Origin of the sequence: Nitrospirillum guaranorum (assembly GCF_034653275.1) — a bacterium.
Lineage (GTDB): Bacteria > Pseudomonadota > Alphaproteobacteria > Azospirillales > Azospirillaceae > Nitrospirillum.
Genome location: NZ_JAYEES010000004.1, coordinates 1,093,858 through 1,118,957, shown reverse-complemented (window position 1 = coordinate 1,118,957; position 25,100 = coordinate 1,093,858). Strand labels below are relative to the sequence as shown.

Genomic DNA, 25,100 nt, shown 5'->3' with positions numbered 1-25,100 from the left:
AACGGTCGCGTGCACGGAACATAGGGGCAGAGATGGCACGCACCGCCCCGATTTGCAATGACGGGTGTGTTACACCCCCGTTTCCGTTACGCAATTTCGGATTAGACTTTAGGAGCGGGGTGCGGCAGTGGGGCGCAGGGGGCTGGCGCCGGGCGGAATCGGGTGCCGGCTCATGCGCCCGCCGCCATCGCTTCCTCCAGCTGTTCCGACAGGGTCAGCCAGGCCTCCTCGGCGGCGTCCAGGTCCTTCTGCACCTGGCCCAGCTCGATCTGTAGCTTGGTCACGGCCTCCTTCGGTCCCTGGTACAGGGCGGGGTCGGCCAGCTTCTCATCCAGCTTGGCCTTCTTGGCCCCCAGCTGGCCCATGCGCTTTTCCGCGTCCTCCACCTTGCGGCGCAGGGGGGCCAACTGCTGCCGCAGCTCGGCGGCGGCCCGCCGCTCCTCCTTGCGATCGCGGCCGGCGGCGGGGGTGACGTCGCGTGAGGCGCTGTCGCTGCGCCGCTGATCCAGCAGCCAGGCGCGGTATTCGTCCAGGTCGCCGTCATAGGGCTTGCAGGTGCCGTCGGCCACCAGCCACAGCCGGTCGGCCGTCAACTCCACCAGGTGGGGGTCGTGGCTGATGAGGATGACGGCGCCTTGGTAGCCGTTAATGGCCTCCACCAGCGCCTCGCGGCTGTCGATGTCCAGGTGATTGGTCGGCTCGTCCAGCAGCAGGATGCCCGGCGCCTCGCGGCTCATCAGCGCGAACAGCAGGCGCGCCTTCTCGCCGCCCGACAGGTCGCGGATCAGGGTGTCGGCCTTGATCTGGGGGAAGCCGAAACGGCCCAGGTGGTTGCGCACCTGCTGCTCGGTGGCGCCCTTCATGGCGGCCTGGGTCTGCTGCACCGGCGTCCAGGCCAGGTTCAGCTCCTCCGCCTGGTGCTGGGCGAAATAGCCGACCTTCAGCTTGGACGAGCGGCGGACCTCGCCGCCCATGGCGTCCAGCCGGCCAGCCAGCATCTTCACCAGCGTGGACTTGCCGTTGCCGTTCGCGCCCAGCAGGGCGATGCGGTCCTCGGGGTCGATGCGCAGGTTCAGGTTGCGCAGAATGGTCTTGTCGCCATAACCGACGGAGGCCGCGTCCATGTTGATCAGGGGCGGGGACAGCGCCTCGGGCGAGGGGAAGTCGAACCGCGTGCGATGTTCCTCCAGCACGGTGATGGCCGGGCCCAGCTTCTCCAGCGCCTTCAGGCGGCTTTGCGCCTGCTTGGCCTTGGTGGCCTTGGCGCGGAAGCGATCTACGAAGTCCTGCATGTGCTTGCGCTGCGCCTCCTGCTTGGCCGACTGGGCCTTCAGGTTTTCCAGCTTGGCGGCGCGCACGGTGACGAACTGGTCATAGCCGCCGCTGTAGGCGGTCAGCTTCTGCTGATCCAGGTGGATGGTCGTCGTCGGGACCTTGTTCAGCAGTTCCCGGTCGTGGCTGATCAGCAGGATGGTGTGTGGATAGTTCTTGAGATAGCTCTCCAGCCACACCGTGGCTTCCAGGTCCAGATGGTTGGTCGGCTCGTCCAGCAGCAGCAGGTCGGGCTGGGTGAACAGCACGCCGGCCAGCGCCACGCGCATGCGCCACCCGCCGGAGAAGTCGGCGCACGGCCGCTGTTGCGCCGCCGCATCGAAGCCCAGGCCGGACAGGATCTGCGCCGCCCGCGCCTCCGCCGAATGGGCGCCGATGTCGGCCAGGCGGGTATGCACCTCCGCGATCCGGGTGGGATCGGTGGCGGTCTCCGCCTCCGCCAACAGGGCGGTGCGTTCGGTGTCCGCCGCCATGACCGTGTCCAGCAGGCTGGTGGCGCCCGCCGGCACCTCCTGCCGCACCATGCCCATGCGCACACCGCCGGGCAGGGTGATCTCCCCGCCGTCAGGGTGCAGCTCGCCCGCGATCAGCTTGAACAGGGTGGACTTGCCCGTGCCGTTGCGCCCCACCAGCGCCACCTTGTGGCCCTTGGGCACGACGACGGAGGCCTGGTCCAGAAGGGTGCGGCCGGCGATGCGGTAGGTGAGGTCGGTGATGGTCAGCATGGCCGCCCTCATACCATGGGTGGGGCGGGGATGGCACGGTCGCGTGAAGGTGGCCCGCCAATCTCATGCACATTGCTCATAATATACAAAACGTATATTTTTTACGTCAGGATAGGGGAGTCGGTCATGGCCACAAATCGTTCAAACGCGGAAGCTTTGCCCCGACGTAACGCCACCCAGGTCCGCAGCCGCTGGGCCGAGGTCGCGCGGGAGGTCCAGGCCAACGGCGGCATGGCCATCACCAATCATGACCGGGTGGAAATGGTGTTGCTGTCGGCGGAGGAATACGACCGGCTGGCGGCCAAGGCCACGGGTGGCGCGGCCCACCAGCAAGCCGTCCTGGACCGCCTGACGGCACAATTCGATGTTGCGCTGGCCGCTTTGCAAGAGCCGGGAGTGGCGGATCGTCTTGAGCAGCTGCTGTCGGCTCAAGGCCAAGGCAAAATCCGGCCCAAGGCCGGGCCTTCCTATTGATGACGGGACGCCCTTTCCTGGTGGTCCTGGCCGGCGTGAATGGTGCCGGCAAAAGCTCGGTGGGCGGCGCCCTGCTGGCCGAATACCGCCTGCCATTTTTCAATCTGGATACCTTGGCCCGCCAACTGGTCTTCCAGACGGGGATGGAGTGGAAGGCCGCGAACGTGCAGGCTGGCCGCCATGGTCTGACCCGCCTCCGCCAGGCGATTGAGAATGGCACCAACTACGCATTCGAGACGACGCTGAGCGGGAACGCCATTCCGTCGCTGCTGCGGGAAGCCGCGGTTAGCCATCGGATCATCGTCTTTTACTGCGGGCTGGAAACGGTGGAGTTGCATCTGCAACGGGTGGCGCGACGCGTCGCCAATGGTGGTCATAACATTCCCGAGGCCCGCATAAGGGAACGCTGGACCACCTCCCGTGCCAACCTGATCAGCCTTCTGCCGCTCATCAGCCGCCTTCAGGCCCTCGACAACAGCCGTTCCGTCGGCGCGGATGAGGATATTCCCGTGGCGCGCCTGGTCCTGGACGTGCGCGACCGTGAAATTTTTGTGCCGGCGGCCGGGGACGTGGCAGCCTGGGGCGCCATTCCCGATTGGGCAAAGCCTATTTGCCAGGCCGCGCGGGAGCTTGTGCGGGGGCGCAGCGGTGCCGGCAAGGCTTGACGGATGCGCATCACGGGCAGAGCGACGCCTGTTGCGGCCCCGCGTGTGCCCGTATATAACGCCGCCACTTTAGAGATTCCCTACCCAATTCCAGGAGATCCGGCCATGGCCGTCGAACAGACCTTCTCGATCATTAAGCCCGACGCCACCCGTCGCAACCTGACCGGCAAGATCAACGCCAAGTTCGAGGAAGCCGGCCTGCGCATCGTCGCGCAGAAGCGCATCCAGATGACTAAGCAGCAGGCCGAGAAGTTCTACGAAGTGCACGCCGCCCGCCCGTTCTACGGCGACCTGGTGTCCTTCATGACCTCCGGCCCGGTGGTCGTGCAGGTCCTGGAAGGTGAGAACGCCGTGGCCCGCAACCGCGAGATCATGGGCGCCACCAACCCGGCCAACGCCGACGCCGGCACCATCCGCAAGGAATTCGCGGAATCGATCGAAGCCAACTCTGTCCACGGCTCCGACAGCCTGGAGAACGCGAAGATCGAGATCGCCTACTTCTTCGCCGGCACCGAGATCGTCGGCTGATCGCCGGCGTCACGGATGACGATCTAAGAAAGCGGCCTCGGGGAATGCCCCGGGGCCGCTTTTCTTTTGCTCGTGCCGCCCGCTCTTGACCCTTATGGCGGCGGCAACCGGCGGTTTAAGGGATTGGAGACGGTGTGATTTTGGCGTTAAATTGGGCAGCGCCGGGCGCTGGCGCGGTTTTGCGCATTTTTCTGGCCGTGCGGTCAAAAAAATCCTGACCAAATGGTCAAATTCGTGTCACTCTCCATTCCATAAATTACGGGCTATAGAATATGGGTCCGCCTGGCCGACAGGGGCCGGGCGCCTGCTGGGAGAGTGGCTTTGGCACAGCGTCACGACAGCTTCGGCATCCATCCCTCCATCCCCTTCGCGGCCCCCGACGGCCGTGGGGCCGGCCTGGGCCCGGGCGGCGGCGTTCCCAACAACATGGACGCCTTCTGGATGCCGTTCACGGCTAACCGGCAGTTCAAGAAGGCGCCGCGCCTGTTCGTGGGCGCCAAGGACATGCACTACACCACCGACGACGGGCGCCAGGTGCTGGACGGCACCGCCGGCCTGTGGTGCGTGAACGCCGGCCATTGCCGGGCCGAGATCGTCCAGGCGGTGCAGGCCCAGGTGGCGGCCATGGACTACGCCCCCGCCTTCCAGATGGGCCACCCCGGCGCGTTCGAGCTGGCGGCGCAGCTGGCGGCCCTGCTGCCCACCGGCATGGACAAGGTGTTCTTCACCAATTCCGGTTCCGAATCCGTGGATACGGCGCTGAAGGTGGCGCTCGCCTACCACCGTGCCCGGGGGGAGGGGACGCGCACCCGCTTCATCGGGCGTGAGCGCGGCTACCACGGCGTGGGCTTCGGTGGCATCTCCGTCGGCGGCATCGTCACCAACCGCAAGTTCTTCGGCCCCATGCTGGCCGGTGTCGACCATCTGCCGCACACCCATGACAAGGCGCACCAGGCCTTCACCAAGGGCCAGCCGGAGTGGGGCGCCCACCTTGCCGATGAGCTGGAGCGCATCGTCACCCTGCACGACGCCTCCACCATCGCGGCCGTGATCGTGGAACCGGTGGCGGGGTCCACTGGGGTGCTGCTGCCGCCCAAGGGCTACCTGGAAAAGCTGCGGGCCATCTGCGACCGCCATGGCATCCTGTTGATCTTCGATGAGGTCATCACCGGCTTCGGTCGCCTGGGCGCCCCCTTCGCCACCGACTATTTCGGCGTGGTGCCGGACATCATCACGGCGGCCAAGGGCCTGACCAACGCCACGGTTCCCATGGGGGCGGTGTTCTTCAAGAACGAGATTTACGACGCCTTCATGACCGGGCCGGAGAACGCCATCGAGCTGTTCCACGGCTACACCTATTCCGGCCACCCGCTGGCCACCGCCGCCGGCTTGGCGACCCTGAAAATCTATAAGGAAGAGGGGCTGCTGACCCGGGGGGCGGAGCTGGCGTCCTATTGGCAGGAGGCGGCGCACAGCCTGCGCGGCCTGCCCCATGTCATCGACGTGCGCAACCTGGGTTTGATCGCTGGCATCGAACTGGAACCCATCCAGGCCAAGCCCACGGCGCGCGCCTTCGACGCCTTCCTGCGGGCCTTCGAAAAGGGCCTGCTGATCCGCACCACCGGCGACATCATCGCGCTGTCACCGCCGCTGATCATCGAGAAGAGCCATATCGATCAACTCTTCGGCACGCTGGCCGAGGTGCTGCGCGAATTGCCGTGAGCCGGACCCCCGACCGACCGACCGGGGCGAAAATAAAGATCGAAAAATAAAACGAACAAAGGCATACGCCTGCGACACGCGTACCTCTGAACAGGACCGCCGGGAACGCACGACCGTACCGGCGGTGGCCCAGTAAAGGGCGGGAAAGGACGGGAGCAGTAGATGAGTGGCGTAAACGGGGCCGCCCACAGTAACCAGCTGAGCCTGGACCGGGACTTGGTGTCCCCCTTCACCGCCTTGCAGGCCATGGCGGAGAGCAGCCGGTGCCTATATTGCTATGAGGCGGCGTGTGTGACGGCCTGCCCCACCGCCATCGACATTCCGGGCTTCATCCACAAGATCGGCACCGGCAACGTGAAGGGTGCGGCCCGGACCATCCTGGACGCCAACATCATGGGCGGCACCTGCGCCCGCGCCTGCCCGACGGAGGTGCTGTGCGAACAGGCCTGCGTGCGCAACAAGGCGGAGGCGGAGCCGGTGCTGATCGGCAGGCTGCAACGCTATGCCACCGACGTGCTGTTCAAGGCGGGGGTGCAGCCCTTCACCCGGCAGGCGCCGACCGGCAAGCATGTCGCGGTGGTCGGCGGCGGCCCCGCCGGCCTCGCCTGCGCCCACCGGTTGGCCCTGCTGGGGCACGAGGTCACGGTGTACGAAGCCCGCGCCAAGGCCGGCGGCCTGAACGAATATGGCCTGGCCGCCTACAAGATGGTCGACGACTTCGCCCAGCGCGAGGTGGACTTCATCCTGTCCCTGGGCGGCATCACCGTGAAGACGGGCGTGGCGCTGGGCCGTGACGTGACGCTGGCGGAACTGCGCCAGGACCATGACGCCGTGTTCCTGGGGATCGGCCTTGCCGGCATCAACACCCTGGGCGTGGCGGGTGAGGATTTGGCCGGCGTGGCCGACGCGGTGGAGGTCATCGCGGCATTGCGGCAGCGGGCCGCCCCGCCCGTGGCCTTGGCCGGTCGGCGCGTGGTGGTCATCGGTGGCGGCAACACGGCGGTGGACGCCGCCATCCAGTCGCTGTGCGCCGGGGCGGCGGAGGTGACCATGGCCTATCGCCGGGGCACGGCCGAGATGGGGGCCACGGGGCATGAGCAGGATCTGGCCCGCACCCAGGGTGTCATTCTGCGCACCTGGCTGGCGCCGCGCGAGATCCTGGGGGCCGCCGGCGCCGTCAGCGGCATCGCGTTGGAACGCATGGCGATGGACGCCGGCCGCCTGGTCGGCACCGGCGAGACGGTGACCATCCCCTGCGACGTGGTGCTGAAGGCCGTGGGGCAGAAGCTGGCGCCCGGCGGGCTGGACGGCCTGGCCCTGGCCGGTGGCCGCATCCAGGTGGACGAGACCCTGGCCACCAGCCTGCCCGGCGTCTATGCCGGCGGCGACTGCATCAAAAGCGGCGAGGATCTGACCGTGCAGTCCGTGGCGGACGGCAAGGCGGCGGCCTTCGCCATCGACGCTTACCTCAAGGCTTGAGCAGGGAGGGACGACCCATGGCCGATCTTCGCGGCACCATCGCCGGCATCAAATCGCCCAACCCGTTCTGGCTGGCTTCCGCCCCGCCCACGGACAAGGAATATAACATCGTCCGGGCCTTCAAGGCCGGTTGGGGTGGCGTGGTGTGGAAAACCCTGGGCGAGGATCCGCCCGTGGTCAACGTCAGCAGCCGCTACGGCGCGCTGCTGGACAGCAACCGCGCCATGATCGGCTTCAACAACATCGAGCTGATCACCGACCGGCCGCTGGAGGTCAACCTGCGGGAGATCGCGGCGGTGAAGAAGGCCTGGCCCGACCGCGCCGTCGTCGTTTCCCTCATGGCGGTGATGACCGAGGAGGCGTGGGCTGGCCTGGCCCGGCGGATCGAGCCCACCGGGGCCGACGGGCTGGAGCTGAACTTCGGCTGCCCCCATGGCATGTGCGAGCGCGGCATGGGCTCCGCCATCGGCCAGGTGCCGGAAATGGTGGAGCAGGTGACCCGCTGGGTGAAGAATGCCACCCGCCTGCCGGTGATCGTGAAGCTGACGCCCAACATCACCAACGTGCTGTGGTCGGCGGAAGCGGCCAAGCGCGGCGGTGCCGACGCCGTATCGCTGATCAACACCATCAACTCCATCGCCTCGATCGACCTCGACGCCATGGCGCCCACCCCCACCGTGGGGGGCAAGGGCACGCACGGCGGCTATTGCGGCCCGGCGGTGAAGCCCATCGCGCTGAACATGGTGGCGGAGATCGCGCGCAACCCGGACACGCGGGGCCTGCCCATCTCCGGCATCGGCGGCATCGGCACCTGGCGCGACGCGGCGGAGTTCCTGGCCTTGGGCTGCGGCTCCGTCCAGGTCTGCACCGCCGCCATGACCTATGGCTTCCGCATCGTCGAGGACATGATCGACGGCCTGTCGGCCTGGATGGATGAGAAGGGCTATCGCAGCCTGGCCGATTTCCAAGGGCGCGCCGTGCCCAATGTCGTCAACTGGAACGACCTGAACATGAACTTCGTCACCAAGGCGAAGATCGACAAGGATTTGTGCATCGACTGCGGCCGCTGCCACATCGCCTGCGAGGACACCTCGCACCAGGCCATCCGCATCATTCCGGCCGAGGGCAAGCGCCTGTTCGAGGTGGTGGATGAGGAGTGCGTGGGCTGCAACCTGTGCGCCCATGTCTGTCCGGTGCCGGACTGCATCACCATGCATGAGCAGGAGACGGGCCGGCCCTACCTGACCTGGCCGGAGCATCCGCAGAACCCCGCCCGCGTCCAGCCGCCCAAGGCCGCCGAGTAAGGGGCCGCCGAATAAGGAGCGTGTGAGTCATGAGCACTGAGGCCAAGTTCGGCACGAACGTCGCCATCAACGGCAGCCGGCTGTGGGACAGCCTGATGGAGATGGCCCAGATCGGCGCCACGCCCAAGGGCGGCGTCTGCCGGCTGGCCCTGACGGACCTCGACAAGCAGAGCCGCGACCTGTTCGTGAAATGGTGCCAGGACGCCGGCTGCACCATCACGGTGGACGCCATCGGCAACATCTTCGCCCGCCGCCCCGGCCGCAACAACGCGCTGCCGCCCATCCTGATGGGCAGCCATCTGGACAGCCAGCCCACGGGTGGCAAGTTCGACGGCGTCTATGGCGTGCTGGCGGGGCTGGAGGTGGTGCGCACCCTGAACGACCTGAACTATCAGACCGAGGCGCCCATCGAGGTGGTGGCCTGGACCAATGAGGAAGGGTCCCGCTTCGCGCCGGCCATGGTGGCGTCGGGTGTGTTCGCCGGCGCCTTCGACCTGGAGTATGGCCTGTCGCGCAAGGACCTGGACGGCAAAACCATGGGGGAGGAGCTGGCGCGTATCGGCTACGCTGGCGACGCCCCCATCCGCGGCCGGGAGCTTGGCGCTTATTTCGAGGCCCATATCGAGCAGGGCCCCATCCTGGAGGCGGAGGACAAGACCATCGGCGTGGTCACCGACTGCCAGGGCCAGCGCTGGTATGAGATCACCTTCACCGGGCAGGAGGCCCACGCCGGTCCCACGCCCATGAGCCGCCGGCGCGACGCCCTGCTGGGCGCCGCGCGCATGGTGGACGCGGTGAACCGCATCGGCCTGGAACACGCCCCCCTGGCCTGCGCCACCGTGGGCCTGATGCAGATCCACCCCAATTCCCGCAACGTCATCCCCGGCCGGGTGTTCTTCACCGTCGACTTCCGCCACCCGGACGACGCCGTGCTGGCGGAGATGGACGCCAAGCTGCGTAACGCCGTTACACGAGTCGCCCAGGAAATCGGCCTGGAAACGGAATTCGAGCAGATTTGGTACTATGCCCCGGTGAAGTTCGACGCGGGTTGCGTCGATGCCGTGCGCGGCGCCGTGGCGGAATTGGGCTACAGCAACCGCGACATGGTGTCCGGGGCGGGGCACGACGCCTGCTACCTGGCCCGTGTAACCCCGACATCGATGATCTTCATTCCTTGTGTGGACGGCATCAGCCATAACGAGATTGAACACGCGCATCCTGAATGGTGTGAGGCCGGATGCAATGTTCTGTTGCGGGCCGTGGTGGCGAAGGCCGACGCCACCTGACCCGCTTTCCAGGCAATGGGTCGAGGGGTTGGGAGTACAGATGGCGCAGGGTGTTGGCGGAGCGTCCAAGAAGGACCAGAAGACGGTACGGGCGGACGCGCCGGCCGCGGCGCCCGAGGGTGGGATCCGGCGTGAGAACCTGCGGCGCATCCTGACGGCGGCGGAGCAGGTATTCGCCGAGCAAGGCTACGGCGGCGCCACCACGGCGGCCATCGCCCTGCGCGCCGGCCTGCCCAAGGCCAACGTGCATTATTATTTCAGCACCAAGCGCGACCTGTACCGCGCCGTGCTGGCCGACATCCTGAAGCAGTGGTTGGACCCGCTGGCCCATGTCACGCCGGACAGCGACCCGGCCCAGGCGCTGGCGGGCTATATCCGCGCCAAGATGCGGGCCACGCGCGACCGCCCGGTGGTGTCCAAGGTCTTCGCCAGCGAGATCATCCATGGCGCCGCCGAGATCGAGGGTTTCCTGACGTCCGACCTGAAGAAGCTGGTGGATGAGAAGTCCGCCGTGCTGGATGGCTGGATCGCCGAGGGTCGCATGGCCCCGGTGGATACCAAGCACTTCTTCTTCTTCATCTGGGCGGTGACGCAGCATTACGCCGACTTCGACGCCCAGGTGCGCGCCGTGCTGGGCCGCAAGAAGCTGACCCGCCGCGACTTCGACACCATCACGGTGGAGGTCGTGCGCTTCATCCTGCGGGGCGCGGGCTTGTCGCTGCCCTCGCCCTAAATCGTAGCAACGGCATGGGACCTTGGTCTCATGCCGTTGTAGGCCCCGACCGGGGCCGCCGGAGCGTTTCGGGAAGCGAAAGCGGACTGAAACGTGAGGAAGCCAAGCCGCCGGATGGCGGCGCCCGGCGTTTGAGGGCTATTTAACAGGAGACTTCCCATGACCACCACCCCCTCCGCCCGCACCCTGATCCGGGGCGGCACCGTGGTCACCGCCGACCAGACCTTCCGCGCCGACGTCTATGCCGAGGATGGGGTGATCCGGGCGGTGGGCCCGGATCTGGTGGCGCCGTCGGGCGCGACGGTGGTGGACGCCGGCGGCTGCTACGTCATGCCGGGCGGCATCGACCCGCACACCCACATGCAGCTGCCCTTCATGGGCACGGTGGCCAGCGACGATTTCTACACCGGCACGGCGGCGGGCCTGGCCGGCGGCACCACCATGATCATCGATTTCGTCATCCCCAACCCCAGGCAGAACGTGATGGAAGCCTACCGCACCTGGCGCGGCTGGGCGGAAAAGGCGGCGGCCGACTATTCCTTCCACGTCGCCATCACCTGGTGGGATGACAGCGTCCACGCCGACATGGGCACTCTGGTGCGCGACCACGGCGTGAACAGCTTCAAGCACTTCATGGCCTACAAGAACGCCATCATGTGCGATGACGAGGTGCTGGTGAACAGTTTCACCCGCGCCCTGGAACTGGGTGCCATGCCCACCGTCCACGCCGAGAATGGCGAGCTGGTGTTCCAGCTGCAGAAGCAGTTGCTGGCCCAGGGCCTGACCGGTCCCGAGGCCCATCCCCTATCCCGCCCCACGGCGGTGGAGGGGGAGGCGGCCAACCGCGCCATCCAGATCGCCAAGGTGCTGGGCGTGCCGCTGTACATCGTGCACGTCAGCTGCCGCGAGGCGTTGGAGGCTATCGCGCGCGGCCGCATGGATGGTCATCGCGTCTATGGCGAGGTGCTGGCCGGCCACCTGCTGGTGGACGACAGCGTCTACCGCCATCCCGATTTCGAGGTGGCCGCCGCCCATGTCATGAGCCCGCCCTTCCGCCCCAAGGAGCATCAGGCCGCCCTGTGGCATGGCCTGCAATCGGGCACCCTGCACACCACCGCCACCGACCATTGCTGCTTCTGCGCCCCGCAGAAGGCCGCCGGCCGCAACGATTTCACCCGCATCCCCAACGGGACGGGCGGGGTGGAGGACCGCATGGCCGTGCTGTGGCACCACGGGGTGAACAGCGGCCGCTTGACCATGAACGAGTTCGTCAAGGTCACGTCGGCCAACGCCGCCCAGATCTTCAACATCTACCCGCGCAAGGGCTCGGTCGCCATCGGTGCCGACGCCGACCTGGTGGTGTGGGACCCGGCCGCGACCAAGACCATCTCCGCCAAGACCCACCACCAGAACGTGGACTACAACATCTTCGAGGGCATGGAGGTGAAGGGCCTGCCGCGTGTCACCCTGACCGCCGGCCGCGTGGCCTGGCAGGATGGTGACCTGCGCGCCGTGCGGGGCGCCGGCCGCCACATCAACCGCCCGGCCTTCGCCCCCGGCTTCGACGCCGCCGCCAAGCGGAAGGCGGCGCTGAAGCCCACGGGTGTCGACCGGGGCTGAGCGCGCCAAAATTTCCCAAAAAATAAGAAAATGAGAACAGGGTTGGGATTGCCGCAGGTATAAGCAACCATAAGGTTGGACTGGGGGCACATATGGGCACGGGGCACGGGGTCGACACGACCTCCGAAATCTGGAACGCGGATCTGGCGCCGGTGGATGCGGGGCATCGCACCTGGCGCTGGGTGCATTTCGCGGCGCTGTGGGTGGGCATGGTCATGTGCATCCCCTCCTACATGCTGGCGTCGGGCCTGATCGAGCAGGGCATGTCGGCATGGCAGGCCGTCGGCACGGTGCTGCTGGGCAACCTGATCGTTCTGGCGCCCATGCTGCTGGTGGGCCACTCCGGCGCCAAGTACGGCGTGCCCTTCGCAGTCATCGCCCGCTCCGCCTTCGGCGTGCGGGGCAACAAGCTGCCGGCCCTGCTGCGTGCGCTGATCGCCTGCGGCTGGTTCGGCATCCAATGCTGGGTGGGCGGCAGCGCCATCTACGCCATCGGCAACATCCTGACGGCGGGCGCGCTGGACGGGGCCAAGCTGGGCTGGGTCGGCATCAACGCCGGCCAACTGGCGTGCTTCTTCCTGTTCTGGGCCCTGCATCTCTATTTCATCGCCAAGGGGCCGGAATCCATCCGCTGGGTGGAGACGGTGACGGCGCCCCTGAAGATCCTCATCATCCTGGCGCTGCTGTGGTGGGCCTATGACAAGGCCGGCGGCTTCGGCAGCCTGCTGTCGGCCCCGTCGCAGTTCGGCCCTGGCGGCGCCAAGGAGGGCGGGTTCTGGGCGGCCTTCCTGCCGGGCCTGACGGCCATGGTGGGGTACTGGTCCACCCTGGCCATCAACATTCCCGATTTCACCCGCTTCGCCCGCAGCCAGAAGGACCAGTACCAGGGCCAGGCGTTGGGCCTGCCGCTGCCCATGGCGGGCCTGGCCTTCATCAGCGTGGCCGTCACCTCCGCGACCATCACGGTCTATGGCAAGGCTATCTGGGATCCGGTGGACCTGGCGGGCCGGATGGAGGGCATCGCCGTGGCCATCGGCCTCGCCATCATCGTCATCGACACGCTGTGCGTGAACCTGGCGGCCAACACCGTGGGCCCGGCCTATGACTTCGCCGCCATCTTCCCCCGGGCGGTGAACTTCAGCCGCGGCGGCTACATCACCGCCGCCATCGGCGTCATCATGATGCCGTGGAAGCTGATCGAGAGCACCGAGGGGTACATCTTCACCTGGCTGCTGGGCTACGGCGCCCTGCTGGGGCCGCTGCTGGGCATCATGCTGGCCGACTATTGGCTGGTGCGGCGGGCGCGCCTGAGCCTGGAAGGCCTGTTCGACCTAAATGGACCCTACGCCTACAGCGGCGGCTGGAACCTGACGGCCCTGGCGGCCTTCGTCCTGGCCGTGTTGCCCAACATCCCGGGCTTCCTGCACGCCGCCTTCCCGGCGGCCTTCGCCGGCGTGCCGGCCTTCTTCCAGGCCATCTACAGCTACGCCTGGTTCACCGGCCTGTTCATTTCCACCATCCTGTACGCCACGTTGATGCGCCGGCCTGCCTAATCCGCCTTGTGACCAAGTGGAGGCCAGGCCCAGGATACGATAGCCTGGGCCAAGACGGCCGCAACCACCCCTGCCATAATCGTGGCCATCCTTGGGACCCAGACAAGACGGAGGGATGATGGCGGTGGCGCCCTTGAAGCCACAGGCGGAGGTGGCGAATTTCCTGAACCTGGACATCCGGGTGGGCCGGGTGGTGGAGGTCCAGCCTTTCCCCAAGGCGCGCAACCCGTCCTACAAGGTGGCGGTGGACCTGGGCGAGCTGGGCGTCAAATGGTCCAGCGCCCAGATCACGCACTACGCCCCCGATGATCTGGTGGGCGCCCAGGTCATCTGCGTCTGCAATTTCCCGCCGCGCAACATCGCCGGCTTCATGTCGGAGGTCCTGATCCTGGGGGCTCGGAATGCCGAGGGCAATGTCATCGTGCTGACCCCCTGGTCGGCCGTGCCGCCCGGGGAGACGGTGTACTGACGACTCAGGCCGGCCGCAGCAGCCGGATGAAGTCGTCGGCGAAGGCCCCGGCGTCGCAAAGGGGGGAGGCGGCCATGGCCGGGCGCAGGCGCTGGCGCAGATCCGCGACCTCTTCCGGGCTGGTGGCCAGCCGGACGGCGACGTCCACATATTCCTCAACGGTGGTCGCCATCAGCGAGGTCAGGCCCAACACGCTGAGAAAGCAGGTGGAGTGGCGGCCTGAAAAGGTCTGTCCCGTCAGCGTCACCACGGGCAGGCCCATCCACAAGGATTCCAACGTGGTGGTGCTGCCGGCGTAAGGGAAGGGATCCAGCGCGATGTCGACGCGCTCCTTGCAGGCGACATGCTCCGCCGGCGAGGTGGCGCCGATGAAGTCGATGCGGGCGGCATCGATGCCGCCCTCCTGGAACTGGGCCAGGATGCGGGCCTGCAGCGGGGCCTCATCCATGCCGCGCGTCTTCATCAGCAGCCGGGATGTCGGTACCCGGTTCATGACGCGCGACCAGCAGGCGATGACGCCGGCATTGATCTTCGCCGCGATGTTGAAGCAGCCGAAGGTTACGTGGCCGTTGCGCAGGGCCGGCGGGGGCGTCACCGCGGGAAAAAAGGCGGGGGGGTCGTAGCAGAGGAAGCTGTGCGGCATGCGCACCACCCGCTCCGTGTAGAAGCCCTCGGCGCCGGCTGGGATGTGATGGGGATCGACGATGATCATATCCATCTGGGGCAGTCCCGTTGTCGCCATATACCCTGCCCAGGTCGCCTGCCGGGGGGCGGGACGCAGGGCGAACACATCCAGCCGATTGCCGGCGATGTGACCCGTCAGGTCTATCAACAGGTCAATCCCGTCGTCCCGCACCTGTTGCGCCACCGTCCACGCATCCACGTTCTGGATGGGACGCCAGGTGCAAACGGCCTGTACCCGGCGCGTGATCTCGTCCTCCACCCGCTGGTTGGCGTAGGCGACAAGCGTCACGCCCCGTGCGGCCAGCGCTTCCAACGCCCGCACGATGAAATAGCCGACCGGATGGTTGCGAAAGTCGCCGGAGACCAGACCGACCCGCCAGGGGGTGGAACCTGTCTCGGTCGGAATGTGGGCCGGCGGAGGCGGGGGTACCGGCTGCGCATGCTGGTCCGCCCAGGCGATATGCTCCGCCTTGACCTGGGCCAGGGTGACGGCAGGATGGTAAAGACGGGTGAAGACGAGGTTGGAATGGATGTCCGCCCGCTCTGGCGCCACGGCCACGGCATGCGCCAACGCCGCCAGCGCCGCGTCGATCTCGCCCAGGTCACGCAGGGCGTTGCCCAGCGTCAACAGGACGTCGGGGTCGTCGGGCGTCAGCGCCTGCGCGCGCCGGGCATAGATCAGGGCGGCGGCGGGCCGGCCCATGGCCAGCAACAGGTCACCATAGGCGGCCTGCGCCAGGGCGGAGTCCGGCAGATCACGGGCGCACCGGTCCAGCAGGGCGAGCGCCTCCTGGCCACGGTCAAGGCGGCGCATCAGCAAGCCCAGCCCCAGCGTGGCCTGGCTGGTGCCCGCCTCCAGCGCCATGGCCCGGTGGAAAAGCTGTTCCGCCAGGGCATCGTCGCCCAGCCCCATGAAGGCGTCCGCCAGGGTGGTCAGGGCTTGCGGAGGCGCATCGCTCCGGTCCAGCCAATCCCCCAGCACCCGGTGGGCCTCGGCCTTGCGGCCCTGGGCGGTCAGGACATTGGCCAGCATGAGCGTCGCGTCCAAGACCGCTGGGGCGCCTGTCGCCGTCTGCCGGGCCAGGGCCTCGGCGGAGGCCAGGTCCCCCGCCGCCAGCCGGTGCGCCGTCAGCTTGATCCTGAGACGGAGGTCGCCCGGGCAGCGGGCCACGGCCTCCTCCAGCGCTTGCCCCAGGTCGGGGGATTGGGACTGCTCCAGTGCCGCGATCAGGCCACTCCAGCAACCGGCGTGGGTGGCGGCCAGGGCGATGCCGGCGCGGAAACTGTCCGCTGCTTCGGCCGGCTGGCCGGTGCCGAGCAGGGCGAGGCCCAGATTGCGGTGCGCCTCGACGTTGCCGGGGCTGGCCTTGGCGCCCCGTCGCAGGGGAGGTATCGCGTCCTGGTGTTGGCCCAGCCGCAACAGGGCGGCGCCCAGGTTGATCTGAGCGTCGGCCAGGTTGGGGTTCAATTGCAGGGCTTGTCGGCAGGCGGCGGCCGCATCCTGGGCTTCCCCCGCCTCCAGCAGCACCACGGCCAAGTTGGAATGGAATTCCGGGACCCGTTTGTTAAGGGCGATAGCCTGGCGGATCAGGGTGATGCCTTCCGTCACGCGGCCCGTCTGGGCGCACAGCACCCCCAGCAGGTTGCGGGCAAACCCCTTGTCGCCGGTCTCAATCGCGCGGCGATACTGCTGTTCGGCCTCGGCCAGGCGGCCGGCCTGATGGAACTGAATCGCCGCGTCCAGGTGTTTCGACATCTTCAGGCCTTGAGGTCATTTGGTTTACACATATGTCGAAGCGGCGCGCGGACACAATGGCCCGCGTATCCCCGCCCGGCAGCCTTACACCCGCAAGGATCGCCCCCCTATACCCAGATATGATGGCGACACGGGCGCCCCTGGTCCGACACTGCCCCCATCGAACGGCGCCCTGGCAAAGAGCGGTGCCGGAACCACGCGTCAAGGAGGCGGTGCGATGGATTGGGACCGGGTTCGGGTATTCCACACGGTGGCGGAGGCCGGCAGCTTCACCCATGCCGGCGCGGTTCTGGCCCTCAGCCAGTCGGCCATCAGCCGGCAGATCAGCAGTCTGGAACAGCAACTGAAGGCGCGCCTGTTCCACCGCCATGCCCGCGGCCTGGTGCTGACCGAGCAGGGGGAGGTGCTGTACCAGACCGCCCGCGACGTCATCGACCGCCTGGCGATGGCGGAGGCGCGGGTGAGCGACAGCCTGGAACAGGCGGGCGGCACCCTGCGGATCAGCACCACGGCGGCCTTCGCCCAGTGGCTGGCGCCCCGCCTGAAGGCCTTCCAGGATCGGCACGCGGACGTGCGCGTGGTGCTGCAGCTGGATGAGGGCAATGCCAACCTGGCGCTGCGCCAGGCCGACGTCGCCATCCGCATGGGCGCGCCCAGCCAGCTGGACCTGATTCAGCGGCCGTTGTTCACCACCCACATCCAGGCGTACGCCACGGCGGATTACATCCGGGCCCATGGCCTGCCGCAGCGGTCGGAGGATTTGGACGGCCACCGCCTGATCGCCTATCGCGACAGCCTGACGGCCCCCGGCTCCGCCCTGGCGGCGGAGGGAAACTGGCTGCTGCATGCGGGGGCGGGGGAGCAGGGGCCGCGCCAGCCGGCCCTGGCGGTGGACGACGCGCAGGCGGTACACCTCGCCATCCGCAGCGGCCTGGGCATCGGTACGCTGCCCTGCTTCTTCGCCGAAGGCGCCAAGGCCCAGGAACAGGGACTGATCCGGATTTTACCGGCATTGCCGGCGCCGCGCCTGGACGCCTACCTGGTCTATGCCGTGGCGTTGCGCGGCTCAAAACGCATCGGCGCCTTCCGCGACTTCGTGATGCACGAGTTGCGGAAGACGCCGATGGTTAAGGCGGCCTGACGGCCCATCCTGACAGATCAAGGGAAAAGGCTAGACCTTGCCCAGCAACAGGGCCAGGACCAGGATGATGTCGCCGACGATCATCAGGAACATGGAGAAGCCCCAGCCCAGGGCGAAGTGTGCCAAGAACATCAGCAGCAGCAGGACGACGGAGATGATGCCCGCCTTCACGAAGCGGGTGAACGAATGCCAGCCGTCGGCGTGTTCCTTGACCACCGCATCGCTGACCGCGACCGCACCGCTGTGAGCACCGGCCATATCTTGCCCTCCCTTATCCCGAGACGAAACCCGTTTCCCAAGGTTTATGCGCAAACGCGGGCCCCTGGCAAGGGGCCGCGTTGTTCGCCGAACGGTTCGGGTCACGCCTGGGTTGTGGCCCGCAGCCAGTCGCGGATGGCGCCCGCGTTCGGGGCGGTGGCGGCGATGTAGCCGTCCGGCCGCACCAGCACCCATGTGCGGGGGGTGAGGTCATAGGCCTGGGCCACGTGCCCGGCGTCATCCGTCAGGTCGGCCGACTGCGCGCTGCCTTGCGGCGCCACGGTGAGCACCCTGACGTCCCCTGGCCAGCCGCCGTCCGCCGGGTCCTGGCCCACGCCATAGCCCAGCAGGGTGAAGTGCGGTCCCCGGTAGACATCGAAAAGCCGGGTGGGGGTGCCCGCCGCCGTCTGGCAGGGCGCGTCCGGCGCGCGATCGCCGGCCACCACCCGCCCGGGATTGGCCCGCCCCGGATCGGTCCGGGCTTCGGTGGCCAGCGGGCCGTCGCGATAGCTCAGGTCCAGCTCGCGCGTCTCCCGTCCCCGGCGCATCCCCTCCGTCGTGCCCATTTGCCCCAGCAGCCGGCCGCTGAGGCCCAGCACGTGGGCGGCGACGGGCCGGCGCTCCGCCTCATAAGTGTCCAGCAGGCCGTCCGGCGCCCCCCGCAGCGCGGCGGCCAGCTTCCAGCCCAGGTTATAGGCGTCCTGCACGCTGGTGTTCAGGCCCTGGCCGCCGGTGGGCGGGTGCACATGGGCGGCGTCGCCGGCGATGAACACGCGGCCCACGCGATAGCGGTCGGCCAGGCGCAGGTTGACACGCAGGGTGGACAGCCAGGTGGGTTCCCCCACGGTCAGGTCGTCGCGGCCGGTGCGTTCCCGCACGATGGCGCTGACCAGCTCCCGGGTGGGTGTCACCTCATCCGGCACCTGGGCCACCACCTGGAACAGGTCGGTGCCGGCCAGGGGGCACAACGCCAACTGGGCGTCCGGGGCGTACCAGCGGTGCCAGGCGTCGAAGGCCAGCCCGGCTATGGGCATGTCGCCGATGACGGCGCGGAAGGGCAGCGTCTCCCCCGGGAAGCCGATGCCCAGCGCATGGCGGACGAAGCTGCGGCCGCCATCGGTGCCGACCAGGTAACGGGCGCGCAGGGTGACCTCGCCATCAGCGGTGCGCAGCCGGGCGGTGACGCCCTGGGCGTCCTGATCGAAGCCCGTCAGCTCCGTGGCGAAGGCGGGGGCGTGACCGAAGGTCCCCAAGCGGCGGCGCAAGATCGCCTCCGTCCGGAATTGCGGCACCATCAGCGGGTTGCCGTAGGGCTCCGCCGGTGTGGGCGCCTGCACCTCGTGCAACTGGGTGCGCACTACCTGGCCGTCCTGATAAGTCAGCACTGTGGGGTAGGGGCCGCCCACGGCCTGCAGGTCGGCCAGCACGCCCAGATCCTCGAACACCTCCAGGCTGCGGGGTTGCAGGCCCTTGCCGCGTGAGCCGGGGAAGGGGCCGGCGTTCTTCTCCACCAGGCGGAAGTCGATGCCCCGGCGGGCCAGATCCAGCGCCAGGGTGAGGCCGGCGGCGCCCGCGCCCACGATCAGGACATCGGTATCGAAACGAGTCATGGAATTCTCCAATTATGTGCATGATGCACGGATATGGGTGTGGCGGGCCGCAATGCCCGTGTATAATGCACATATATCGCCGCCCTGGACGCCTGCCAAGGAAAATGTGCATAATGCACAGATGAGAAACGAGCTGCATGAAGCGCTGATGGATCTGGTGGGGGTGGTGAACCGTCCCCAGCCGGACCAATACCTGCTGAACCTGGCCGGGGTGTCGCTGGACCGGGCGCTGTTCCCCCTGCTGGTGCGCATCGGCCTGCGGGGGCCCATTGGCGTGGTGGAACTGGCGGAACTGGCGGGCCGCGACCATTCCACGGTCAGCCGGCAGGTGGCGAAACTGGAAAGCCTGGGCCTGGTTGAACGGCGGGCCGGCGCCACCGATGCGCGGGTGCGCGAGGCCGTGGTGACACCGAACGGCCAGGCCATGGTCGACGCCATAGGCCGGGCGCGCAGCCGCATGTATGCGGCGGTGCTGGCCGACTGGACGGAAGAGGACAAGGCCACCCTGGCCCGCCTGCTGCGCCGCCTGGCGGACCAAGCCAAGGCGTGGGTGGACGCCGGCGGCACCCATTCCGGCGGGAATGGGCACACCGGGACGCCTTAAAGCGCGGGATTCATCGCGGTGGCGGGGATGGGCAGGGGAGTGGTCAGCACGGCGCGGTTGCCCGCCACCGTCACCCGGCCCTCGGCGATGAGGCGCACGGCCAGGGGGTAGAGCTCATGCTCCGCCGTCAGCACGCGGGTGGACAGGGTGTCGGCGGTGTCGTCGGCCCGCACCGGCACGGCGGCCTGGGCCACGATGGGGCCGCTGTCGACCTCACTGCGCACATAGTGCACCGTGCAGCCGTGGAAGCGCACGCCGGCGTCCAGCGCCCGCTGGTGCGTGTCGATGCCGGGAAAGGCGGGCAGCAGCGACGGGTGGATGTTGATCAGCCGGTCGCGCCAATGGTCCACGAACCAGGGCGACAGCAGGCGCATGAAGCCGGCCAGGCAGACCAGCTGCACGCCGGCATCCTCCAGCGCGCGGGTCATGGCCTGCTCGAACGCCGGTTTGTCGGCAAAGTCCTTGTGTGGCAGGGCCAGGGCCGGGATGCCGGCGCCGCGCGCCCGCTCCAGGCCCGCGGCGTCCGCCTTGTTGGACAAGACCAGGGCCACCGTGGCCGGAAAGTCCGGAGCGGCGGCGGCGTTCAGCAGAGCCTGCAGGTTGCTGCCCCGCCCGGAAATGAGGACGCCCAGCTTCAGCCTGCCGGGCGCCTCCCCACCCCTCAGGCGTGCCATGCCCGGTCCGTGCCCGTCACGGTGACACGGTGGGCGGCGTCCGCCGCCACCGGCACCACCTGGCCGATGCGGGTGACGGTCTCGCCGCCCTGGGTCAGCACGGATATCGCTTCATCCGCCTTGTCGGCGGGCACCACCACGGCCATGCCGATGCCGCAGTTGAAAGTGCGGGCCAGTTCCAGGTCGGCGATGTTGCCCACGCCGGCCATCCAGCGGAACACCGGCGGCAGGGTCCAGGACGTGGCGTCCAGGGTGACGCCCAGGCCGTCGGGCAGCACGCGCGGAATGTTCTCGATCAGGCCGCCGCCGGTGATGTGGGCCATGGCCTTCACCAGGCCGGCGCGCACCGCGGCCAGCGTGCTCTTCACATAAATCCGGGTGGGGGTCAGCAGCGCCTCGCCCAGGGTCTTGCCGGGGGCGAAGGGGGCCTCGTCCTCATAGGTCAGACCGGAGACGGACACCAGCTTGCGCACCAGCGAATAGCCGTTGGAATGGACGCCGCTGGACGCCAGGCCCAGCACCACGTCGCCGGCGGCGACACCGGCGCCGGTCAGCACCTGGCTGCGTTCCACGGCACCCACGGAGAAGCCGGCCAGGTCATAGTCGCCATCGGCGTACATGCCCGGCATCTCGGCCGTCTCACCGCCCACCAGGGCGCAGCCCGCCTGTCGGCAGCCCTCGGCGATGCCGGCGACGATGGCGCGGCCGGCGGCCACGTCCAACTTTCCGGTCGCGAAATAATCCAGAAACAGCAAGGGCTCCGCCCCCTGCACCACCAGGTCGTTGACGCACATGGCGACCAGGTCGATGCCGACCGTGTCATGGCGCTTGGCGTCGATGGCGACCTTCAGCTTGGTGCCCACGCCGTCGGTGGTCGACACCAGCAAGGGGTCGGTGAAGCCGGCGGCGCGCAGGTCGAACAGGGCGCCGAAGCCGCCCAGGCCGGCGTCGGACCCGGTGCGCGCGGTGGACTTGGCCAGGGGCTTGATGGCCTCGACCAGGGCGTTGCCCGCGTCGATGTCGACACCGGCGTCCTTGTACGAATAGGTGCTTATGGCGTCCTCGCAGGGCCTGGGCTAAGAAGGGGCGTCCGTCAGGGGCCGGCTGCTCTCAAAGGCCGCCGCCCGCGACCGTCCGTTTAAGACGGTTCCATGACCCGCCCGGGTTTCGGGGCCGAACATAGCAATATCGGAAGGCTTTGCAATGCCGCACCGCTGCATCCCCCTCTTGCGCCAGACCGGGTTTCGGGGCGCCGTTTTCCTGGCCCTGGCCGCCGGCGCCCTCGCCGGCACCGCCCGTGCCGAGGCGGGCAGGAGCGTCGCCGCGGAACAGGCCTTCGTGGAGCAGGGCGTGGATGTGGACGTCACCGCCGGCAACGCCAACCAGGCCCGCGACCAGGCCATCCTGCAGGCCCAGCGCGAGGCCTTGGCCCGCCTGTTCCGCAAGCTGACCCCGGCCGCTGACGGCCGTCAGCCCCCAGCCGTCAGCCAGGGCGAGCTGGAGGCCCTGGTGGCCGGCTTCGAGCTGGAGCAGGAGCGGGCGTCCTCCGTCCGCTATGTGGGCCGCTTCACCGTCCGTTTCCGCCCCGCCGCCGTGCGCCAGCTGTTGCAGCAGAACGGCGTGCGCTATGCCGAGATGGTGGGCAAGCCCGCCCTGGTGCTGCCCGTGGACGCCACCGGCGCCGAACCCGCGCTGTGGACCGACGGCCCCTGGCGCCAGGCCTGGTCGCAGATCGGTTCGGTGGACGGGCTGGTGCCCGTGGCCCTGGTGCCGCCGGATGCCGCCGACCAGGGTGAGTTGCCGGCCAAGGCGGCCCTGGCGCCCGATGCCGGCGTGCTGGCCCATATCGCCGCCCGGCACGGCGCCGGCCAGGTCGTTGTCGCCCGGCTGGAGGGCGACGCCGCCAAGGGCTATCAGCTGACGCTCAACACCTTCGTGCCGGGCGAGGGCCTGTCGCCGCCCGAGACGGTGCCGCAGGCGGCCTTCGTCCAACGCCCGCTGCCCCCGGCCGCCGACACCCCGCCGCCCGCCGCCGGCGCCGCCGCCCCACTCCCGCCGCCGGCCGCCCTGGGTCTGGCCGTGGCCACGGTGGTGGACCGGGTGGAAGAGGGGTGGAAACGCCGCGTGGTGGTGGACGCCCACCAGTCCGGGCAGGTGGCCGTGCGCGTGCCCCTGGCCGATCTCGCCACCCTGGTGGAGGTGCGGCGCCGCCTGGCGGGCGTGCCCATGGTGACACAGGTGGACACCAGCGCCCTGAAGACCACCGAGGCCCTGCTGACCCTGACCGTGCTGGGCGATGTCGGCCATCTGAAGACCGCCCTGGCCCAGCGCGACCTGGTGCTGTCCGAAGTGGATGCCGCCGCCTCGGCGCCGGCCCAGCCGCCGGCCGGTGGCGCGCCGGCCGGGGTTGGGGATGTCCGCTACCAGGTCAGCCTGGCCGGCGGCTGAGCGCGGGTTGCCATAAGGGTGCCTGATTCCAGGGCCTTATCTGTTACAGTCCAAGCTTATGCCTGATTCTGGGCGTGTGGCTGATTCGGGGAACGTCGGGGGGACGATGGCGGAAACGCATGCGGGGCGGCAGATACGGTTCTGGTTGATCGGTCTTGTCGTGGGCGTCGCCCTGATCTGGCTGCTGCGCGGCATGCTGCTGCCCTTCGTCGCCGGCATGGCCATCGCCTATCTGCTGGACCCCGTGGCCGACCGGCTGGAGGGGTTCGGGCTGCCGCGCCTGGCCGCCACCTGCGTGGTGCTGCTGGTTTTCGTCGTCGTCGTCGTGCTGTGCGTCCTCTTGCTGGTGCCCTTGATCCAGCAGCAGGTGACCCAGCTGATTGAAAGCCTGCCGGCCATCATCACCTGGGCGCGCGATGAAAGCATGCAGCGCATCCGCAGCCTGATGGCCGCCCTGCCCCCGGATGACATCGAGCGGCTGCGCAGCGCCGCCAGCGAATATGTCGGGACCCTGGTGGGCTGGGGTGCCGACTTCATCAAGAACCTGTTCACCGGCGGTGCCGCCCTGTTCGGCGTGGTGTCCCTGCTGTTCATCACCCCGGTGGTGGCCTTCTACCTGCTGCGCGACTGGGACCGCATGGTGGCGACGCTGGACGGCTGGCTGCCGCGCGAGCATGCCGAGGTGATTCGCGAGCAGCTGCGCGCCGTCGACCGCACGCTGGCCGGCTTCGTGCGCGGCCAGGCCACCGTCTGCCTGGTGCTGGGCGCCTTCTACGCCCTGGCCATGACGGCGGTGGGGCTGAACTTCGGCCTGGTCATTGGCCTGATCGCCGGCATCCTGTCCTTCATCCCCTATGTCGGCACGGTGGTGGGCTTCGGCGCCAGCGTGGGCGTGGCCCTGTTCCAGTTCCACGACCTGTGGCGCGAGGGGCTGGTGGTGGCGCTGTACATCCTGGGCCATCTGCTGGAAGGCTATGTCCTGACGCCCAAGCTGGTGGGCGACAAGGTGGGCCTGCATCCCGTCTGGGTCATGTTCGCCCTGCTGGCCGGCGGCAGCCTGTTCGGCTTCACCGGTGTGCTGCTGGCGGTGCCGGTGGCAGCCGTCATCGGCGTGCTGGTGCGCTTCGGATTGCGCCAGTACCTCGCCAGCAGCTATTACACCGGCGTGCCTCCCGACGAGGTGCCGCGCGAGGATCTGGTCCAGGAAGGACGGGTCCCGCCGGGGATGGAAGCCGGGGCGCCGCCGCCGGTGCCCTGACCCGTCGCCTGGCGCGCATTTCCGTTCCGCTTTCAGTGCCCGTTGCCGGTAAGACCCTGGAATCATGGCCGACTTGAGACAATTGCCCCTGGACCTGGGGCACCGTTCCGCCATGGGGGAGGCCGACTTCCTGGTGGCGCCGGGCAACGCCGACGCGGTGGCGTGGCTGGACGCCTGGCCGGACTGGCCGGCGCCGGCGCTGGTGCTGTACGGGCCGCCCGGCTGCGGCAAGAGCCACCTAGCCCAGGTGTGGCGCGCCCGGTCGCGGGCGCCGCTGCTGGGGCCGGAGGATCTGGACCCGGCGGAGGTGCCGCACCTGCTGGGTCCCACCCGCACCGCCGTCATCGACCGCACGCATGAGATCTCGGGCGACACGGTACGTGAGCGCGCCCTGCTGCACCTCTACAACGTGACCAAGGAGGCGGGCGGCCAGCTGCTGCTGCTGGCCCACTACGCCCCCGTCAACTGGACCCTGCGCTTGCCCGACCTGCGCTCCCGCCTGGTGGCCGCCCCCGCCGTGGGCATGGCGGCCCCCGACGACGCCCTGCTGATGGCCGTGCTGGTCAAGCTGTTCGACGACCGCCAGGTGCGGGTGGGGGAAGAGGTCATCGCCTGGCTGATGACCCACACCGAACGCTCCTTCGACAGCGCGCGGCGCACCGTGGCCCTGCTGGACCGCGCCGCCCTGGCCGCCAAGAAACCCATCACCGTGACCTTCTGCCGCCAGGTGCTGGAGTCCAGGGACAAGCCGGCGGACGCCTGACGTTGCCCCGGTGG

22 protein-coding genes are annotated in these 25,100 nt (G+C 68.6%); 16 read left to right on the top strand and 6 right to left on the bottom strand.

The genetic code is table 11. The annotated features are described in order from the left end of the window. Window positions 1-170: 170 nt before the first annotated feature. On the bottom strand, window positions 171-2,057 hold the full coding sequence (locus UAJ10_RS26685) for an ABC-F family ATP-binding cassette domain-containing protein (protein WP_322918378.1): 1,887 nt from the start codon (window positions 2,055-2,057) through the stop codon (window positions 171-173). 156 nt (window positions 2,058-2,213) lie between these two features. Between UAJ10_RS26685 and UAJ10_RS26680 the strand changes: the two genes are divergently transcribed. From UAJ10_RS26680 to UAJ10_RS26630, 11 genes are all read left to right on the top strand, one after another. Further along, window positions 2,214-2,531, top strand: a complete 318-nt coding sequence (locus UAJ10_RS26680) for a type II toxin-antitoxin system Phd/YefM family antitoxin (RefSeq protein ID WP_322918377.1) — start codon at window positions 2,214-2,216, stop codon at window positions 2,529-2,531. Next, entirely contained in the window at window positions 2,531-3,196 is a 666-nt protein-coding gene (locus tag UAJ10_RS26675; protein WP_322918375.1) for an AAA family ATPase, read from the top strand. The genes UAJ10_RS26680 and UAJ10_RS26675 overlap by 1 nt, the downstream gene beginning before the upstream one ends. A gap of 105 nt (window positions 3,197-3,301) precedes the next feature. Then, a complete protein-coding gene (gene ndk / locus UAJ10_RS26670) occupies window positions 3,302-3,724 on the top strand; it encodes a nucleoside-diphosphate kinase (RefSeq protein WP_040844830.1) in 423 nt (140 codons plus the stop codon). 426 nt (window positions 3,725-4,150) lie between these two features. Then, the gene (gene aptA / locus UAJ10_RS26665) at window positions 4,151-5,446 is read left to right on the top strand and encodes an omega-aminotransferase AptA (protein WP_463667870.1); all 1,296 of its coding nucleotides are present in this window, start codon (window positions 4,151-4,153) and stop codon (window positions 5,444-5,446) included. Window positions 5,447-5,608: 162 nt separating this feature from the next. Next, window positions 5,609-6,925 carry an NAD(P)-dependent oxidoreductase gene (locus tag UAJ10_RS26660; RefSeq protein WP_322918373.1) on the top strand — a complete coding sequence of 439 codons (1,317 nt, stop codon included), beginning with the start codon at window positions 5,609-5,611 and terminating at the stop codon, window positions 6,923-6,925. Window positions 6,926-6,942: 17 nt separating this feature from the next. Then, a complete protein-coding gene (gene preA / locus UAJ10_RS26655; RefSeq protein WP_322918372.1) occupies window positions 6,943-8,229 on the top strand; it encodes an NAD-dependent dihydropyrimidine dehydrogenase subunit PreA in 1,287 nt (428 codons plus the stop codon). 29 nt (window positions 8,230-8,258) lie between these two features. Next, window positions 8,259-9,515, top strand: coding sequence for a Zn-dependent hydrolase (locus UAJ10_RS26650; RefSeq protein ID WP_322918370.1), 1,257 nt, complete (start codon window positions 8,259-8,261; stop codon window positions 9,513-9,515). Between the two features lie 40 nt (window positions 9,516-9,555). After that, window positions 9,556-10,248 (top strand): TetR/AcrR family transcriptional regulator, encoded by a 693-nt coding sequence (locus UAJ10_RS26645; protein WP_322918369.1) that lies wholly within the window; start codon window positions 9,556-9,558, stop codon window positions 10,246-10,248. 159 nt (window positions 10,249-10,407) lie between these two features. Then, entirely contained in the window at window positions 10,408-11,868 is a 1,461-nt protein-coding gene (gene hydA, locus UAJ10_RS26640) for a dihydropyrimidinase (RefSeq protein ID WP_322918368.1), read from the top strand. 92 nt (window positions 11,869-11,960) lie between these two features. Continuing rightward, the gene (locus tag UAJ10_RS26635) at window positions 11,961-13,421 is read left to right on the top strand and encodes an NCS1 family nucleobase:cation symporter-1 (RefSeq protein WP_322918367.1); all 1,461 of its coding nucleotides are present in this window, start codon (window positions 11,961-11,963) and stop codon (window positions 13,419-13,421) included. Between the two features lie 124 nt (window positions 13,422-13,545). Then, a complete protein-coding gene (locus UAJ10_RS26630) occupies window positions 13,546-13,890 on the top strand; it encodes a tRNA-binding protein (RefSeq protein ID WP_463667869.1) in 345 nt (114 codons plus the stop codon). A 4-nt stretch (window positions 13,891-13,894) separates the two neighbouring features. Here the strand turns inward: UAJ10_RS26630 and UAJ10_RS26625 are convergent, their stop codons facing one another. Continuing rightward, window positions 13,895-16,330: a tetratricopeptide repeat protein gene (locus UAJ10_RS26625; RefSeq protein WP_322918365.1), complete on the bottom strand. Its 2,436-nt coding sequence runs from the start codon at window positions 16,328-16,330 to the stop codon at window positions 13,895-13,897. A gap of 217 nt (window positions 16,331-16,547) precedes the next feature. On the opposite strand from UAJ10_RS26625, the gene UAJ10_RS26620 reads away from it, so the two are divergent. Continuing rightward, window positions 16,548-17,471: a LysR family transcriptional regulator gene (locus UAJ10_RS26620; protein WP_322918364.1), complete on the top strand. Its 924-nt coding sequence runs from the start codon at window positions 16,548-16,550 to the stop codon at window positions 17,469-17,471. 30 nt (window positions 17,472-17,501) lie between these two features. Here the strand turns inward: UAJ10_RS26620 and UAJ10_RS26615 are convergent, their stop codons facing one another. Both UAJ10_RS26615 and UAJ10_RS26610 read right to left on the bottom strand, forming a co-directional pair. Further along, a complete protein-coding gene (locus UAJ10_RS26615; RefSeq protein ID WP_004272315.1) occupies window positions 17,502-17,729 on the bottom strand; it encodes a hypothetical protein in 228 nt (75 codons plus the stop codon). Window positions 17,730-17,830: 101 nt separating this feature from the next. After that, window positions 17,831-19,339, bottom strand: a complete 1,509-nt coding sequence (locus tag UAJ10_RS26610; protein ID WP_322918363.1) for an FAD-dependent oxidoreductase — start codon at window positions 19,337-19,339, stop codon at window positions 17,831-17,833. A gap of 121 nt (window positions 19,340-19,460) precedes the next feature. Between UAJ10_RS26610 and UAJ10_RS26605 the strand changes: the two genes are divergently transcribed. Further along, entirely contained in the window at window positions 19,461-19,943 is a 483-nt protein-coding gene (locus UAJ10_RS26605; protein ID WP_322918361.1) for a MarR family winged helix-turn-helix transcriptional regulator, read from the top strand. Here the strand turns inward: UAJ10_RS26605 and purN are convergent. Together purN and purM are read right to left on the bottom strand one after the other, a co-directional pair. Continuing rightward, window positions 19,940-20,617 carry a phosphoribosylglycinamide formyltransferase gene (gene purN / locus UAJ10_RS26600; protein WP_322918360.1) on the bottom strand — a complete coding sequence of 226 codons (678 nt, stop codon included), beginning with the start codon at window positions 20,615-20,617 and terminating at the stop codon, window positions 19,940-19,942. The two genes, UAJ10_RS26605 and purN, sit on opposite strands and share 4 nt — an antisense overlap. Next, entirely contained in the window at window positions 20,605-21,672 is a 1,068-nt protein-coding gene (gene purM, locus UAJ10_RS26595; RefSeq protein WP_322919057.1) for a phosphoribosylformylglycinamidine cyclo-ligase, read from the bottom strand. The genes purN and purM overlap by 13 nt, the downstream gene beginning before the upstream one ends. 148 nt (window positions 21,673-21,820) lie before the next feature. Here purM and UAJ10_RS26590 point away from each other — a divergent pair, with 148 nt between their 5' ends. From UAJ10_RS26590 to UAJ10_RS26580, 3 genes are all read left to right on the top strand, one after another. Beyond that, the gene (locus UAJ10_RS26590) at window positions 21,821-23,065 is read left to right on the top strand and encodes a DUF2066 domain-containing protein (protein ID WP_322918358.1); all 1,245 of its coding nucleotides are present in this window, start codon (window positions 21,821-21,823) and stop codon (window positions 23,063-23,065) included. Window positions 23,066-23,171: 106 nt separating this feature from the next. Further along, window positions 23,172-24,323 (top strand): AI-2E family transporter, encoded by a 1,152-nt coding sequence (locus UAJ10_RS26585; protein WP_322918356.1) that lies wholly within the window; start codon window positions 23,172-23,174, stop codon window positions 24,321-24,323. 64 nt (window positions 24,324-24,387) lie between these two features. Then, window positions 24,388-25,086 carry an HdaA/DnaA family protein gene (locus tag UAJ10_RS26580; RefSeq protein WP_322918355.1) on the top strand — a complete coding sequence of 233 codons (699 nt, stop codon included), beginning with the start codon at window positions 24,388-24,390 and terminating at the stop codon, window positions 25,084-25,086. Window positions 25,087-25,100: the final 14 nt, after the last annotated feature.